Genomic DNA, 14,521 nt, shown 5'->3' with positions numbered 1-14,521 from the left:
AGGTTCAAGGGCGGCTGCGCCGCAGGAAGTAGAGGGTCATCGCCGCCCAGATAAAGGCCAGCGAAAACCAGGTGATCGCATATTGCAAGTGGTCATTGGGGATGCCCGCGGCAGAGACCGGGACCGGGCGCAAGCCTGCCTCCCCCTCGGGGTTTTCGCGCAGGACAATCATCACCGGTTCGGTGTCCAGCTGCGCCGCCATCTGTTCCGCGTCGCGGGCATACCAGATGTTGCCGGAGAGATCCGGTTCAGGCGTGTAGCTATCGACCTCCTGAGGCCAATGGATGTTGCCCTCGATGGCGGCGGGGCCGGCCAGACGCGCGGCCTGCTTCTCCTTAACCGGGATAAAGCCGCGGTCGATCAGCACCCGGCGGCCATCCTCCAGAGTGAACGGTGAAATCACCCGGTAGCCGGGGCCGACATCCTTGATCGAAGTGAGGACGTGCAGTTCCTGCGCGCCGATCTCGCCTTGCAGGCGCACGGGGCGGTACTTGTCGGTTTCGGGGTCCAGCTCTGCGGGCAGACCGGCGGCAGGCGCACCAGCAATCCGCGCCTCGATGGTGGCCAGAATGCCATCCTTCCAAGCCTTGCGCTGCAGCTGCCAGGTGCCCAGCCCGATCAGCACGGCCAAGCCCGCGCCGCTGATGATCAACAGGAAGATGACACGCCGCATCTGTGCCGCTCCGCTCCAAAAACAAAGGCGCGCAAGGTCTCCCCTGCGCGCCCTGTGTGTGACTTCATGAGTGCGGATAATCAACCGCAAACATGTAACCGGTACAAACCGCCCGCTACAGGCCGCCCGTTACAGGCCGGATGTGCCCCAGATGTAGACGGCGAAGAACAGGAACAGCCAGACAACGTCCACGAAGTGCCAGTACCAGGCCGCGGCCTCGAAGCCGACGTGCTGTTCCGGGGTGAAGTCGCCCTTGATCGCGCGGATCAGGCAGACGGTCAGGAAAATCGTGCCGATGACCACGTGGAAGCCGTGGAAGCCGGTAGCCATGAAGAAGTTCGAGTAGAACTCGTCTTCGCCGAACTTCCAGCCTTCGTGCAGCAGGTGGGCGTATTCATAGCCCTGCAGGAAGGTGAAGGCGACGCCGAAGGCGATACCGATGGCCAGGCCCTGGATCAGCGCCTTGCGGTCGTTATTGTGCACCAGCGCATGGTGCGCCCAGGTCACGGCACAGCCGGACAGCAGCAGGATCAGGGTGTTGATCAGCGGCAGGTGGAACGGATCAACCGGGTAGATCTCCGGCGCCACGTATTCGGTGCCGATATAGGTCTCCATCGGGTACATGGCGTGTTTGAAGAACGACCAGAACCAAGCGAAGAAGAACATCACCTCGGACATCACGAACAGGATGAAACCGTAGCGCAGACCGATGCGCACGACCGGGGTGTGATCGCCCTGGCGGCTTTCGGCCACAACTTCGGACCACCAGGCAAAGGCGGAGTACAGGACCGCAACAAAGCCGATCCAGAAGGCCCAGGCCGTGATGCCCTTCATCCAGAACACTGCGCCAACCAGCATGACGAATGTGCCCACAGAGGCGGCCAGCGGCCAGATCGACGGCGGCAGAATATGATAATCGTGATTTTTAGCGTGCGCCATTTAAGTGTCCCTCACCTAGCGGCCTAGTTCGTGGTTGCGCCTGCCCCGGTGTTACCCCCGGTGTCGAGAGCGGCATAGCCCTCGGGCAGATCGATTTGATGGAACGTGTACGAAAGCGTGATCGTATGCACGTATTTTGCATCCCGGTCGTCAATGATTTCGGGATCCACATAGAAGGTCACGGGCATCTGCACCCGTTCCCCCGGCTGAAGCACCTGCTCGGTAAAGCAGAAGCAGTCGATTTTCGAAAAGAACCCGCCGGCCTGATACGGCGCGACATTGTAGGACGCCTGACCCGCCACCGGGCGGTCAGTCGGGTTGTACGCCTCATAGAACGCCAGGCCAGTTTCGCCCAGGCGGATTTCCATCTCGCGCTGAAGCGGCTTGAACTCCCACGGCATGCCGCGCTCTTTAGAGCCATCGAAGCGCACCTTGATGGTCTGGTCCAGAATGGTGTCGGAGCCGCTGCTGGCCACGCCGGTGACGCCGCCAAAGCCGGTGACCCGGCAGAACCAGTCATAAAACGGCACCGAGGCCCAGGACAGGCCGCCCATCAGGACGACGACGCCGACCAGCTGGAGTACGGTTTTCCGGGGGCCCTTCAGCGCCATCAGTTCTGCTCCGCCTGAGTGTCAGGGAAAGAGAAGCCGTTGGAGGTGACCTTGACCATGGTCAGGGCCAGGATCAGCACCACGAAGGCCGCCAGCAGAATGCCCACGCCCATGTTGCGGCCCGACCGGCGCTTGTGGATCTCATGTTGCTTGCTCAGTGCCATGTTACCAGCCTCCCAGCCCGTAGGGCTTCAGCAGCGCCTCGGCCAGGATCGCGCCGAAGTGCAGGAACAGATAGAGCAGCGACAGTTTGAAGAAGCTGCGCTCCACCGTGAAATTGTCGGCCTCGGAATCGTCCTCGTCGCGGCGGGTGATCTTCCAGGCGCCATGCAGGAACAACGCGTTCATCACCAGCGCCGCGGCCAGATAGATCGGGCCGCCAATGCCGGAGAATGCGGTGCCGACGGCCAGCAGCGCCAGCAGCACGGTGTAAACCAGGATATGCACGCGGGTGGCGCGGCGGCCGTGGGTCACGGTCAGCATCGGCACGCCTGCGTCGTCATAATCGGAGCGCATGAACAGCGCCAGCGCCCAGAAATGCGGCGGCGTCCACATGAAGGTCAGCAGGAACATCAGCCAGGGTTCCACCGACATGGTGCCGGTGGCGGCGATCCAGCCAATGACCGGCGGGAAGGCCCCGGCGGCACCGCCGATGACGATATTCTGCGGCGTCGCACGCTTCAGCCACATGGTGTAAACCACCACGTAGAAAAAGATGGTGAAGGCCAGGAACGCGCCGGCAAAGACGTTGGCGGCCAGCGCCAGCATGATCACCGACAGGCCCGACAGCGCCAGGCCCAGCGCCAGCGCCTCGCCCGGCTCAACCTTGCCGGCGGGGATCGGGCGGGATTTGGTGCGTTTCATCACCTTGTCGATATCGGCGTCCCACCACATGTTCAGCGCCCCGGAGGCACCGCCGCCGATGGCAATGAACAGGATGGCGCAGAAACCGACGACCGGATGCACGGAGACGGGCGCGGCCAGCAGACCCACCAGAGCAGTGAAGACCACCAGCGACATGACACGGGGTTTCAGCAGGGCGAAATAGTCGCCAAAGCTGGCCTCGTCCTCGTATGCCCGGCTTGCGTTGATGCTTGCGTCGCTCATCTTGGGTCCTTTTGGCGGCAACGGGTGCGCATCGCTGCGCACCCTCATCTTAGGTCTGACCTGCAGGACGCCCGCTCAGGCACCCCGCAGCCAGCTATCAGTTGGAGGCGACCTGGTAGGCCTGCGGCAGCCCCGCGTATTCTTCCTTGGCACCTTCCAGCCAGGCGTCATATTCTTCCTGGGTCACGACCTTGACGGTGATCGGCATATAGGCGTGATCCTTGCCGCACAGCTCGGAGCACTGGCCGAAGTAGACGCCTTCCTTGCCCTCGTCGACCTTGAACCACAGCTGTGCCAGACGGCCCGGAACGCCGTCCTGCTTCACGCCGAAGGCCGGGATGGTCCAGGAATGGATCACGTCGGCGGCGGTCACGTTCATCACGATGGTCTTGCCCGACGGTACCACCACGGCGGTATCGGTGGCCAGCAGGTACTCGTCCTCGGCATAGCCGTTTGCAGCCAGCTGGTCCTTGGGCAGCAGGAAGCTTTCGAACCCGAACTCGTGGTCGGTGTACTCATAGCCCCAGTACCACTGGTAGCCGGTCACCTTGATGTTGATGTCGCCCTCGGGGATCTCCTGCTGGGCAAACAGCTGCGGCAGCGAGAAGGAGCCGATGAACACCAGGATCAGGATCGGGATCACGGTCCAGGCGATCTCGATCGGGGTGTAGTGGCTGAACTTGGCCGGGGTCGGGTTGGCGCGCTTGTTGAACCGCAGGATCGCCCACAGCAGCAGGCCCGCGACGAACACGCAGATCACGGTGATGATCACCAGGATCATATAGTCCAGGCGCTGCAGGCCTTCGGCCAGCGAGGTCGCCGCCGGCTGGAAGTTCAGCCCGCCGTCAACCGGCTTACCAATGGTTTCCAGACCTTCTTGCGCCATTGCTGGAAGGCTTGAAAGGCCGGCAAAAAGGCCCGAAAGCATCAAAGCGTTTTTCATGTTCTGTCCTGATCGGTTGATCGCATTTTTCTGCGGCAGCACGAATGGGGGGAATCAATGATTCCACAAAACGCACCAGCCCCGTTGTCTTTGACGCCGCTTAAAATCATATTCGGGCGTACAGATAAAGAGGCAGCCAAGCGTCAAACCGTCGCTTTCTTGATTTAGATCAAAAAAATCTGAGGACCGTGCCATGGAAAACCCAGCCTTCCGCCCCTTTGAAACCGCGCTTCCGCAGGATGAGGCGCTGGCGACCCTGCGCGATGCGCTGAATGGTGCGGAGGATGGAGAGATCTTTGCCGAGCGCCGCAAGTCGGAAGCGCTGTCGTTTGACGACGGGCGGCTGCGCAGCGCCAGCTACGATGCCTCCGAAGGCTTTGGTTTGCGGGCCGTGAACGGCGATGTGGCCGGTTACGCGCATTCCACCGATGTCTCCATCGCATCGCTGAAACGGGCGGCAGAGACCGCCAGGCTGGCTGTCGGAGCGGGCGGCGGCACTTACTCGGACCCGCCGCAGGCCACCAACAAGAAGCTCTATACCGATGCCGACCCGATCAGCGCCATGCCGTTCCCGGTGAAGGTGGAGACGCTGCGCGAAATTGATTCTTATGCACGTGATCTGGATCAACGCGTGGTCCAGGTCTCCGCGTCATTGGCCGCCTCGCTGCAGGAGGTAGAGATTCTGCGCGCCGACGGGGTGCGGGTGCGCGACACCCGCCCGATGGCACGGCTGAACGTGTCGGTGATCGTAGAAAAAGACGGCCGCCGCGAAAGCGGCTCTGCCGGCGGCGGCGGGCGGCTGGGCCTGGACGGGCTGGTCGACCCCAAGCACTGGCAGGCCCAGGTGCAGGAAGCGCTGCGTATTGCGCTGGTCAATCTGGACGCGGTCCCTGCCCCGGCGGGCGAAATGGACGTGGTGCTAGGCCCCGGCTGGCCCGGCATCCTGCTGCACGAGGCGATCGGCCACGGGCTGGAGGGCGATTTCAACCGCAAGGGGTCCTCTGCCTTTGCCGGTCTCATGGGCCAGCAGATCGCCGCCCGGGGGGTGACGGTGCTGGATGACGGCACCATCCCGGACCGGCGCGGCTCGATCACTGTGGATGACGAGGGCACGCCCAGCCAGAAGACCACGCTGATCGAGGACGGTATTCTGGTCGGCTTTATGCAGGACCGCCAGAACGCGCGGCTGATGGGGGTTTCCCCCACCGGCAACGGGCGGCGCCAAAGCTATGCCCATGCGCCGATGCCGCGGATGACCAACACCTATATGCTGGGCGGCGGCGCCGACCCCGGCGATCTGGTGGCTGGCATCAAGGACGGCATCTGGGCGGTGGGCTTTGGCGGCGGCCAGGTGGACATCACCAACGGCAAGTTCGTGTTTTCCTGCACCGAGGCCTACCGCGTGAAGGACGGCAAGGTCGGCGCACCGGTTAAGGGTGCCACGCTGATCGGCGACGGCGCCACCGCGCTGAAGCAGATTCGAGGCCTTGGCAACGACATGGCGCTGGACCCCGGCATGGGCAATTGCGGCAAGGCGGGCCAGTGGGTTCCGGTCGGCGTCGGCCAGCCCTCGGTGCTGATGGGCGGGCTGACTGTTGGCGGCTCGGCGGCGTGAATCACTGCGTCAAAAACCGGTAAAACCATGATACTGCCGCAAATTTCCGGGCCGGAAGCCAGCGCTTCCGGCCCCTTTTTCTGCTTCGGGCGGCGCGCGCTCTCTGCCGGATTTGTATTTCTTCATTTGTTCTCGACACTTAGGAAAATTTTCAGGGTATTGGTTAAAAACTGCGGGCTGTTCACCAACTGTTAACCGCCTAAGGGTTAATTCTAGTCCTGCAAACAGGCGGAGCTGCGGATGACTGAAGAAGCACATTCTTCCACTCACCCCCCACTCCCACCCACCACGGAAGATACTCAGTTTTCATGGCTTCGCCTGTTGCGCTCCAAGCGGGTCGGCCCGGTGACATTTCACCGGCTGCTCGCTGAATACGGTTCAGCGCAGAACGCGCTGGATGCGCTGCCCGAAGTGGCACGCTCCGCAGGCATCAAAGGGTATGAAACATGCCCTGCCAATGCGGTGGACGCCGAAATTAAGGCCGCAAAAGCCGCCAAAGCGCGGCTTTTGTGCTTTCCGGACCCTGACTATCCCAAACTGCTTGCCGGGCTTAAGGATGCCCCGCCCCTGCTGTGGGCCATTGGCGACCTCTCTGTGCTGGAGCGGCCGGTGATTGCCATGGTCGGGGCACGCAACGCGTCTTCGCTGGGCTTGCGGATGGCGCGGTCGCTGGCGCAGAACCTGGGCGAGGCAGGCTATACCGTGGTGTCCGGCATGGCGCGCGGCATCGACACCGCCGCCCACCAGGCAGCCCTGAAGACCGGCACCATCGCGGTGCTGGCCGGCGGCGCCGACGTGATTTACCCCGCAGAAAACGCCCGGCTGGCAGAAGACATCTGCAAAACCGGGCTGCGGCTGTCGGAACAGCCGATGGGCCTGACACCGCGGGCCCGCGACTTTCCCAAACGCAACCGGATCATTGCAGGCCTCGCCCGCGCCGTTGTCGTGGTGGAGGCCGCGGCGAAGTCCGGCACCCTGATCACCGCCCGCGACGCGCTGGATTACGGGCGCGAGGTCCTGGCGGTGCCGGGCCATCCCTTCGATGCCCGCAGTTCCGGCTGCAACCGGCTGATCCGCGACGGCGCCCAGCTGGTGCGCGATGCCGCCGATGTGCTGGAAGCCCTGCCGCCGCTCGACCCGCCCCCGCCCGCCGAAGCCCGGCCCAGCCTGCAGGAGGCCCTGGCGGAGCTGCCCCCGCCGCCGCCCCAGCGGCGCAGCTTGGCGCAGACTCACGCCCTGCACCAGCAGATCCTGGGCAGGCTGGGCCCCTCCCCCACTTCCGAGACCGAACTGCTGCGCGGCCTCGCCCTGCCGCCGCATGAATTGGCACCCGCACTTACGGATCTGGAGCTTGAAGGGGCGATCCTCCGCCAGCCGGGCGGGCTGCTGTGCAAGGCGTTTCCGGATGACAGCGAGTGACCGCAGGCGCCGCTGAAACGGCCCTCCCGGCACCGCGGCCAATGCACCCGGATTGACAATCGCCTCTTGCGCCCCACATGTTGCCCCGCCATAGAACCCGCAGAAGTGGTCCGAAGAGGTATCAGAATTTATGCCAGTCGTTGTTGTCGAATCCCCGGCCAAAGCAAAAACAATCAATAAGTATCTTGGCCCCGACTATACGGTTCTGGCGTCTTACGGCCACGTGCGCGACCTGCCGGCCAAAGACGGATCCGTCGACCCGGATGCGGATTTCGGCATGACCTGGGAGGTCGCCAACGATTCCCGCAAACACGTTAAGGCCATCGCCGACGCGCTGAAGGACGACAATGCGCTGATTCTCGCCACCGACCCCGACCGCGAGGGCGAGGCGATCAGCTGGCATTTGCAGGAAGCGCTGACCAAACGGCGGTCGATCAAGAAGGACACCGCCGTCAGCCGCGTCACCTTCAACGCGATCACCAAGGAAGCGGTAACCGAGGCGATGCGGAACCCGCGCGAGGTCGACATGCCGCTGGTCGAGGCCTATCTGGCCCGCCGGGCGCTGGATTACCTCGTGGGCTTCAACCTGTCGCCGGTCCTGTGGCGCAAGCTGCCGGGCGCGCGCTCTGCCGGCCGGGTGCAATCGGTCTGCCTGCGCCTGATCGTAGAGCGCGAGATGGAGATCGAGGCCTTCAACCCGCAGGAATACTGGTCGGTGCGCGCCCAGCTGGCCACCCCGCGCGGCCAGGAGTTCGAGGCGCGCCTGACCGTCATGGGCGGCGAAAAGCTCGACAAGTACAGCCTGAAAAACTCCACCGCAGCAGAGCTGGCAGTGCAGGCCGTGGCCTCGCGCAAGCTCAAGGTGCTGTCGGTCGAGGCCAAGCCGGCGGCCCGCAACCCCTCTGCCCCCTTCATGACCTCCACCCTCCAGCAGGAGGCCAGCCGCAAATTCGGCATGGGCGCACGCCAGACCATGAACGCGGCGCAGCGGCTTTATGAGGCGGGCTACATCACCTATATGCGGACCGACGGCATCGACATGGCGCCGGAAGCCGTGCAGGCCGCCCGCGCCGAGATCGAAAAGCGCTATGGCGCCGAGTATGTTCCCTCCTCGCCGCGGATCTACAAGAACAAGGCCAAGAACGCCCAGGAGGCGCACGAGTGCATCCGCCCGACCGATATGGGCCGCGATGCCAAGGCGCTGAAGGTGACCGACGACGACCAGCGCAAGCTCTATGACCTGATCTGGAAGCGGACGCTGTCGTGCCAGATGGAAGGCGCCCGGCTGGAACGCACCACCGTCGACATCGGCTCGGACGATCAGCAGGTTGTGCTGCGCGCCACCGGCCAGGTGGTGCTGTTTGACGGCTTCATGCGGGTTTACGAGGAAGGCCGCGACGATGTCGCGGATGAGGACGACAAGCGCCTGCCGCAGATCATGGAAGGCGAAGCGCTGAAATTCGCCTCCTCGCTGGCGGCACAGGCCGAAAAGGCCGGCAAGGAGGCTTCGGTCCTGTCGGACAACGGCGCCGTGCTGGCGCTGCAGCACCACACCCAGCCGCCGCCGCGCTATACCGAGGCGACGCTGGTCAAGCGCATGGAAGAGCTCGGCATCGGCCGCCCCTCGACCTACGCCTCTGTCATCACCACGATCCAGGACCGCGAATACGTCCGCAAGGACAAGAACCGCCTGTTCCCGGAGGACAAGGGCCGGATCGTCACCATCTTCCTGCTGAACTTCTTCCGCAAATACGTGGGCTATGAGTTCACCGCCAATCTGGAGGAAGAACTCGACGACGTGAGTGCGGGTGAACGCGACTACAAGGACCTCCTGGGCCGATTCTGGCGTGATTTCTCGGCGGCGATCGCTGAAACTTCCGAACTGCGCATCACCGAGGTGCTGGACGTGCTGGACGCAGCACTTGCGCCGCAGCTTTACCCGCCGCGCGAGGATGGCACCGATCCGCGCACCTGCCCGAAATGCGGCCAGGGCCAGCTGCACCTGAAGACCTCGCGCACCGGCGGCTTTGTCGGCTGCGGCAACTATCCCGAATGCAACTACACCCGCCCGATTTCCGGCGAAGGCGCCGAAGGGTATGAACGCGTCCTGGGCGAGGATGACGGCGACGAAATCCACCTGAAATCCGGCCGCTTCGGGCCCTATGTTCAGCGCGGCGAAGCCACGCCCGAGAACAAGAAGCCGCCGCGCTCCTCGCTGCCCAAGCAGGGCAAGGACTTCCTGCCCGGCTGGGGGCCGAATGAGATCACTCTTGAGCAGGCTCTGACCCTGCTCACCCTGCCGCGCGACATCGGCCAGCACCCGGACGGCGGTGCCATCCAGTCCAACCTGGGCCGGTTCGGGCCCTATATCGCGCATCAGCTGCCCGATGAGGAAAAGCCGGTGTATGTGAACCTCAAGGAGACGCTGGACGTCTTTGAGATCGGCATGAACCGCGCGGTGGAGATGCTGGCCGAGAAGCGTGCAAACCCGGGCCGCCGCGGCAGCCGGGCGGCCGCCAAGCCGCTGAAGGAGCTGGGCGAGCACCCCGAAGGCGGCGGCGCGGTCAACATCATGGACGGGCGGTACGGGCCTTATGTCAAATGGGAGAAGGTGAATGCCACCCTGCCCAAGGACGTTGAGCCCAAGGACGTGACCATGGAAATGGCGGTGGAGCTGATCGCCGAGAAATCGTCCAAGGGCGGCAAGAAGAAAGCCGCGGCGAAAAAGCCCGCTGCCAAGAAGAAGGCCGCCCCGAAAAAGGCCGCGTCCTAAGACCGGGGGCGGATGGCGGCACCTATCAGTGCCGCCATAGCCGCCTCGTAGGGCGCAGGCTCAGCGCCTTCGGCAATGGCAAGCGCCGCCCTGTCGAAGGCCGCTGACACCACCACTGCAAGCGCATCAAGCCCGGCTTCGTCCAGGCCGGTGCCCGCAGACGCAAGCCCCGTCCGCAGGGCCCTGCGCCCTCCTCCGGCGTCGATCTCATCCATTGCAGCAGCGCCGAGCACCGCGGGCCCGTCGACCAGCAGAATGCGGGCGCGCCCGGGAACGGCCATCGCGGCAAAATACGCCCTGCTGCCGGCTTCCAGCCCCTCCGCGCCCGGCACCCTGGCCGCGGCCTCAATCGCTTGGGTCACCGCTTGGGCCTCCGCCTCGGCGACGGCAGCGAACAGCGCCTCTTTCCCGTCAAAATGATGATACAGCGCCCCGCGCGTGACCTCAGCGGCCTTGACGATTTCGGGCGTCGACGTCTCGGCATAGCCTTTTTCCGCAAACAGAATTCGGGCGGCAGTGATCAGCCGCTCGAGCATGGCAGCCCGGCGGGCGGCGTTCGGGACCGGGGCTTTATTTTCTTGCATACATGCAGCCTGTATGTTTATTTCCACATACATACAGACTGTATGCTTTACAGAAGAGGTGCAAGATGAAAGTGACCCAATACTATCCGGTGCTGCAAACAAACGACGTCGCGGGCACCGCCGCATTCTACCAAACCCACTTCGGCTTCAGGCCAGCGTTTGAATCGGATTGGTACGTGCATCTCCAATCCTGCGCGGACCCCGCCGTGAACCTGGCCATTCTGGACGGAACCCACCCGACGATCCCCGAAGCCGGGCGCGGCAACAGCGCCGGCGTCATCCTGAACTTCGAGGTCGAGGACGCCGCCGCCGAATACGCCCGGCTGACCGGCGCTGGCCTGCCGGTGCTGAAACCGCTTGTGGACGAGGACTTCGGGCAGCGCCACTTCATCACCGCGGACCCGAACGGCGTGCTGATCGATGTCATCACACCGATCCCGCCCAGCGCGGCGTTTGCAGACCAGTACGCCGAAGACGCCCTGCCAGTATGACCTTCGGCCGTGGCGGATCGCCTGCCCGCGCAGGCCGCCACGGCCGCTCCGTAGAAATACGCAAACTTCTCCGTATCGTTGACTTGTGCCCGCCCCGGCGTCAGAACCACTGTCAAACGGTAGTTGTTGGGAGAGCTCCATGAAAAAGGTTTACGCCAACGCCGCCGAAGCGCTCGACGGGCTGCTTCACGACGGCATGCTGATCGCCGCGGGGGGCTTTGGCCTCTGCGGCATCCCCGAACTGCTTTTGCAGGCAATCAAGGACGCGGGCACCAAGGACCTGACCTTTGCCTCCAACAATGCAGGCGTTGACGATTTCGGCATCGGCATCCTGCTGCAGACCAAGCAGGTGAAGAAGATGATCTCCTCCTACGTGGGCGAGAACGCGGAATTCATGCGCCAGTACCTGTCGGGCGAGCTGGAGCTGGAATTCAACCCGCAGGGCACCCTGGCCGAGCGCATGCGCGCCGGCGGCTGCGGCATTCCGGGCTTTTACACCAAGACCGGCGTCGGCACCGTGATCGCCGAGGGCAAGGAGCACAAGGACTTCAACGGCGAGACCTATATCCTGGAGGAGGGCATCTTTGCCGATCTCTCCATCGTGAAGGCCTGGAAGGCGGATGACACCGGCAACCTGATCTTCCGCAAGACCGCCCGCAACTTCAACCCGCCCGCCGCAATGTGCGGCAAGATCTGCGTGGCGGAAGTGGAGGAAATCGTGCCCCGGGGCGCGCTTGACCCCGACCAGATCCACCTGCCGGGCATCTACGTGCACCGCATCATCCAGGGCGAGCACGAGAAGCGCATCGAGCAGCGCACCACCCGCAAGCGTGAGGAGGCTTGAACCATGGCTTGGGACCGCAATCAAATGGCCGAGCGCGCTGCGCAGGAGCTTGAAGACGGCATGTACGTGAACCTCGGCATCGGCATTCCGACGCTGGTGGCGAACTACGTGGGCGACAAGGACATCACCCTGCAGTCGGAAAACGGCATGCTGGGCATGGGCCCCTTCCCCTATGAGGGCGATGAGGATCCGGACCTGATCAACGCGGGCAAGCAGACCATCACCGAGCTGGCGCGCACCTCCTACTTCGACAGTGCCACCTCCTTCGGCATGATCCGCGGCGGCAAGATTGCAGCGGCGATCCTGGGCGCGATGGAAGTGGCCGAAAACGGCGACTTGGCCAACTGGATGATCCCGGGCAAGCTGGTCAAGGGCATGGGCGGCGCCATGGATCTGGTCGCGGGCGTCGGCCGCGTGATCGTGGTAATGGACCACACCAACAAGCACGGCGACAGCAAGGTGCTGAAGGAATGCACCCTGCCGCTGACCGGCAAGGGCGTGGTCGACCGCATCATCACCAACCTGGGCGTTCTGGATGTCGTCGATGGCGGCCTGAAGATCGTCGAGCTGGCCGAGAGTGTCAGCGAAGAGGAGCTGCGCAGCTCCACCGAAGCCACCATCGTCGGCTGATCCCGGATCAGAGCTGACAAGATAAGGCCCGCCGGTTTCCGGCGGGCCCTTTGCGTGCGGATCGTGCTGGCGCTCACACTCCGGCGGCAGCCCCCGGACGCGGCCGGGGCCGCAGCGTGTGCCAGACCGCGCCTTCCGGCGGGTTGATGATTTCCCACATATAGACGCGCTTATCGTGCCAGTTGACGATCTTTTCCCGCCCGTCCTCGAACACCACCACGCAATAGCTGCCCTGCGCCGGATCGCAGCTGTCGCGGCCCAGCACGGTGACAATGACCGGATCGACCAAATGGCTTTTGAACAGAACCATCGCCTTGGTTTGCTTGCCCGAGATGTAGAGCGCCCCTGCAAACAGCGCCACCGCCAGCAGGACAAATCCCAGACCCGAGAAATTCCGGAACGGGTTAAACTCCGCTAGCTGCGGCCCGAAGGCGGAAAAGACCAGCCGCCCAAAAAACCCGATGAACGCCAGCAAGGCGAACAGCAGAAGCTTTCCACTAACACCCTGCGCACCCACGGCAATTTCCGATGGGTTAAATCCCAAATCCAAATCCGTTCTCCAAAAAATTTAAGCTAAAAAATGTGCTTTACTGCCACCATACCGGCGTCTCGGGGCGGATGGCAGGCCCTTTGCGAAAAAACTCCGCAAATCGGGCCGCGGCGCAACGCCTGTTCAGAAGGTTTTCCGCCGAGGCGTTTCGGGCCCCGCAATCCCTGCAGATGCGCCGCCTGCCAGTCGCCGCCGGGCGGTGCGGCGCACCGGCACCGGCAGGTTTCTCTAGCCACTGCACCGGTTCGCTCAGGGGGCGCCCCCGTTACCGTGGGCAGACGCCCGGCTTCAGCCGCCGTTCGGAGCTTGCACCGCGACTGTCCCGGCAGCCGGCCGCGGCAATGTCACCGGCAGCAGAACGCCGCCGGCAAGAACAGCGGCCAGCGCCGCCATGAGAATATCCCGTTTCATGCCTTGGCCCCTCCCGCATTGAATTGCACGCCTGTCCCGGACGCCGAATCCGGGCGTGTGTCCGTGGCCGGTGCCGTCAGCGCAGCGGCAATGCATGCAGCCAGTATTACTGGCCCGAACGGTGAAGCCATCGGTTTGAAAAGACGTCTCATCCCAGCCCCCTAACAAAGTGTACCGATCTGTCAACTCGCGCAAACAAAGTGTACCGATCGGTACTTATAATCAAGGATTTTTTCACGCGCCCGGCGCTGCACGGCGGTGCCTCGCCCTAAGACCTTTTTGTTGCGGCAAAAATTATTTTGATTTGCAGGGCTGTCCCGGCGCCAATATGTACCGAACGGTACACTTGAGGACGAATCATGCGCCCCAACAAGCGAGACGAACTGGTCAGCAAAGCCCTGGACGTATTTTACCGAAGCGGGTTCCACGCAACAGGAATGGACACGCTGGTCAAGGAAACCGGCATCTCCAAGACCTCCATCTACAAGCACTTCCGCACCAAGGACGACCTGATTATTGCCGTGCTGCGCCTGCGGGACGAGAACTTCCGCTCTTGGCTGTTCAGCCGGATGGCGGCTTTGTCGGACGCACCCGCCGGGCAGCTGATTGCGATGTTCACGGCTCTTGGCGAATGGTTCGGCAAGCCGGAATTTGCAGGCTGCATGTTCATAAAGGCCAGCGCCGAGTTCCAGAACCGGGCTCATCCGGTGTATCAGCAATCGACGGAGCACAAGCAGATGCTGCTGGAGCATTTCACCGGCCTGGCCAAAGCAGCCGGCGCGTCTGACCCCGCAGGTCTGGCGCGGCAGCTTCTGACGTTAAAGGAAGGCGCAATCGTTCTGGCGGCCATGTCGGTGACCCCGGATCCGGCCGGGGACGCGCGGCACACTGCCCGGATGCTGCTTCAGCCCTACCTGGCGGAGGACTGAGC

The 14,521-nt window shown here is 63.5% G+C and carries 16 protein-coding genes; 7 read left to right on the top strand and 9 right to left on the bottom strand.

What is annotated here, in order from left to right:
- Positions 1-4: 4 nt before the first annotated feature.
- The 6 genes from B2P87_RS16095 to coxB form a co-directional block, all read right to left on the bottom strand.
- On the bottom strand, positions 5-673 hold the full coding sequence (locus B2P87_RS16095; protein ID WP_141889738.1) for an SURF1 family protein: 669 nt from the start codon (positions 671-673) through the stop codon (positions 5-7).
- Between the two features lie 129 nt (positions 674-802).
- Positions 803-1,612, bottom strand: a complete 810-nt coding sequence (locus B2P87_RS16090) for a cytochrome c oxidase subunit 3 (protein WP_027243371.1) — start codon at positions 1,610-1,612, stop codon at positions 803-805.
- 23 nt (positions 1,613-1,635) lie between these two features.
- Positions 1,636-2,223, bottom strand: a complete 588-nt coding sequence (locus B2P87_RS16085; protein WP_027243370.1) for a cytochrome c oxidase assembly protein — start codon at positions 2,221-2,223, stop codon at positions 1,636-1,638.
- A complete protein-coding gene (locus B2P87_RS16080) occupies positions 2,223-2,387 on the bottom strand; it encodes a hypothetical protein (protein WP_008553467.1) in 165 nt (54 codons plus the stop codon). The genes B2P87_RS16085 and B2P87_RS16080 overlap by 1 nt, the downstream gene beginning before the upstream one ends.
- Before the next feature lies 1 nt (position 2,388).
- Positions 2,389-3,330 (bottom strand): heme o synthase, encoded by a 942-nt coding sequence (gene cyoE / locus B2P87_RS16075; protein ID WP_008555323.1) that lies wholly within the window; start codon positions 3,328-3,330, stop codon positions 2,389-2,391.
- Positions 3,331-3,427: 97 nt separating this feature from the next.
- Positions 3,428-4,273: a cytochrome c oxidase subunit II gene (gene coxB / locus B2P87_RS16070; RefSeq protein WP_027243369.1), complete on the bottom strand. Its 846-nt coding sequence runs from the start codon at positions 4,271-4,273 to the stop codon at positions 3,428-3,430.
- Positions 4,274-4,466: 193 nt separating this feature from the next.
- Between coxB and tldD the strand changes: the two genes are divergently transcribed.
- From tldD to topA, 3 genes are all read left to right on the top strand, one after another.
- On the top strand, positions 4,467-5,888 hold the full coding sequence (gene tldD / locus B2P87_RS16065; protein WP_141889737.1) for a metalloprotease TldD: 1,422 nt from the start codon (positions 4,467-4,469) through the stop codon (positions 5,886-5,888).
- Between the two features lie 240 nt (positions 5,889-6,128).
- Positions 6,129-7,307 (top strand): DNA-processing protein DprA, encoded by a 1,179-nt coding sequence (gene dprA, locus B2P87_RS16060; RefSeq protein ID WP_141889736.1) that lies wholly within the window; start codon positions 6,129-6,131, stop codon positions 7,305-7,307.
- A 130-nt stretch (positions 7,308-7,437) separates the two neighbouring features.
- Positions 7,438-10,080, top strand: coding sequence for a type I DNA topoisomerase (topA, locus tag B2P87_RS16055; RefSeq protein ID WP_141889735.1), 2,643 nt, complete (start codon positions 7,438-7,440; stop codon positions 10,078-10,080).
- Here the strand turns inward: topA and B2P87_RS16050 are convergent.
- A complete protein-coding gene (locus B2P87_RS16050) occupies positions 10,077-10,664 on the bottom strand; it encodes a TetR/AcrR family transcriptional regulator (RefSeq protein WP_167510237.1) in 588 nt (195 codons plus the stop codon). The two genes, topA and B2P87_RS16050, sit on opposite strands and share 4 nt — an antisense overlap.
- Positions 10,665-10,729: 65 nt before the next feature.
- Here B2P87_RS16050 and B2P87_RS16045 point away from each other — a divergent pair, with 65 nt between their 5' ends.
- The 3 genes from B2P87_RS16045 to B2P87_RS16035 all read left to right on the top strand — a co-directional run bounded on the left by B2P87_RS16045 (position 10,730) and on the right by B2P87_RS16035 (position 12,629).
- Positions 10,730-11,155 (top strand): VOC family protein, encoded by a 426-nt coding sequence (locus tag B2P87_RS16045; RefSeq protein ID WP_141889733.1) that lies wholly within the window; start codon positions 10,730-10,732, stop codon positions 11,153-11,155.
- Positions 11,156-11,294: 139 nt separating this feature from the next.
- A complete protein-coding gene (locus B2P87_RS16040; protein ID WP_027243363.1) occupies positions 11,295-11,999 on the top strand; it encodes a CoA transferase subunit A in 705 nt (234 codons plus the stop codon).
- Positions 12,000-12,002: 3 nt separating this feature from the next.
- A complete protein-coding gene (locus B2P87_RS16035; protein WP_141889732.1) occupies positions 12,003-12,629 on the top strand; it encodes a CoA transferase subunit B in 627 nt (208 codons plus the stop codon).
- A 73-nt stretch (positions 12,630-12,702) separates the two neighbouring features.
- Here B2P87_RS16035 and B2P87_RS16030 read toward each other — a convergent pair whose 3' ends face one another.
- Together B2P87_RS16030 and B2P87_RS16025 are read right to left on the bottom strand one after the other, a co-directional pair.
- The gene (locus tag B2P87_RS16030) at positions 12,703-13,179 is read right to left on the bottom strand and encodes a hypothetical protein (protein ID WP_167510236.1); all 477 of its coding nucleotides are present in this window, start codon (positions 13,177-13,179) and stop codon (positions 12,703-12,705) included.
- A 288-nt stretch (positions 13,180-13,467) separates the two neighbouring features.
- A complete protein-coding gene (locus B2P87_RS16025) occupies positions 13,468-13,590 on the bottom strand; it encodes a hypothetical protein (RefSeq protein ID WP_259938777.1) in 123 nt (40 codons plus the stop codon).
- A 359-nt stretch (positions 13,591-13,949) separates the two neighbouring features.
- Here B2P87_RS16025 and B2P87_RS16020 point away from each other — a divergent pair, with 359 nt between their 5' ends.
- The gene (locus B2P87_RS16020) at positions 13,950-14,519 is read left to right on the top strand and encodes a TetR/AcrR family transcriptional regulator (RefSeq protein WP_141889731.1); all 570 of its coding nucleotides are present in this window, start codon (positions 13,950-13,952) and stop codon (positions 14,517-14,519) included.
- Positions 14,520-14,521 lie beyond the last annotated feature (2 nt).

Origin of the sequence: Leisingera sp. UBA4491 (genome assembly GCF_002388965.1) — a bacterium.
Taxonomy (GTDB): domain Bacteria; phylum Pseudomonadota; class Alphaproteobacteria; order Rhodobacterales; family Rhodobacteraceae; genus Leisingera; species Leisingera aquaemixtae.
Note: the sequence above shows the minus strand (reverse complement) of the source record. Positions and strands in the feature narration are given on the sequence as shown.

Coding starts and splice junctions, on each gene's coding strand:
- topA (WP_141889735.1), top strand. CDS start 7,438: ATGCCAGTCGTTGTTGTCGAATCCCCGGCCAAAGCAAAAACAATCAAT.
- B2P87_RS16035 (WP_141889732.1), top strand. CDS start 12,003: ATGGCTTGGGACCGCAATCAAATGGCCGAGCGCGCTGCGCAGGAGCTT.
- B2P87_RS16040 (WP_027243363.1), top strand. CDS start 11,295: ATGAAAAAGGTTTACGCCAACGCCGCCGAAGCGCTCGACGGGCTGCTT.
- B2P87_RS16085 (WP_027243370.1), bottom strand. CDS start 2,223: ATGGCGCTGAAGGGCCCCCGGAAAACCGTACTCCAGCTGGTCGGCGTC.
- coxB (WP_027243369.1), bottom strand. CDS start 4,273: ATGAAAAACGCTTTGATGCTTTCGGGCCTTTTTGCCGGCCTTTCAAGC.
- B2P87_RS16025 (WP_259938777.1), bottom strand. CDS start 13,590: ATGAAACGGGATATTCTCATGGCGGCGCTGGCCGCTGTTCTTGCCGGC.
- cyoE (WP_008555323.1), bottom strand. CDS start 3,330: ATGAGCGACGCAAGCATCAACGCAAGCCGGGCATACGAGGACGAGGCC.
- B2P87_RS16080 (WP_008553467.1), bottom strand. CDS start 2,387: ATGGCACTGAGCAAGCAACATGAGATCCACAAGCGCCGGTCGGGCCGC.
- dprA (WP_141889736.1), top strand. CDS start 6,129: ATGACTGAAGAAGCACATTCTTCCACTCACCCCCCACTCCCACCCACC.
- B2P87_RS16045 (WP_141889733.1), top strand. CDS start 10,730: ATGAAAGTGACCCAATACTATCCGGTGCTGCAAACAAACGACGTCGCG.
- tldD (WP_141889737.1), top strand. CDS start 4,467: ATGGAAAACCCAGCCTTCCGCCCCTTTGAAACCGCGCTTCCGCAGGAT.
- B2P87_RS16090 (WP_027243371.1), bottom strand. CDS start 1,612: ATGGCGCACGCTAAAAATCACGATTATCATATTCTGCCGCCGTCGATC.
- B2P87_RS16050 (WP_167510237.1), bottom strand. CDS start 10,664: ATGCAAGAAAATAAAGCCCCGGTCCCGAACGCCGCCCGCCGGGCTGCC.
- B2P87_RS16020 (WP_141889731.1), top strand. CDS start 13,950: ATGCGCCCCAACAAGCGAGACGAACTGGTCAGCAAAGCCCTGGACGTA.
- B2P87_RS16095 (WP_141889738.1), bottom strand. CDS start 673: ATGCGGCGTGTCATCTTCCTGTTGATCATCAGCGGCGCGGGCTTGGCC.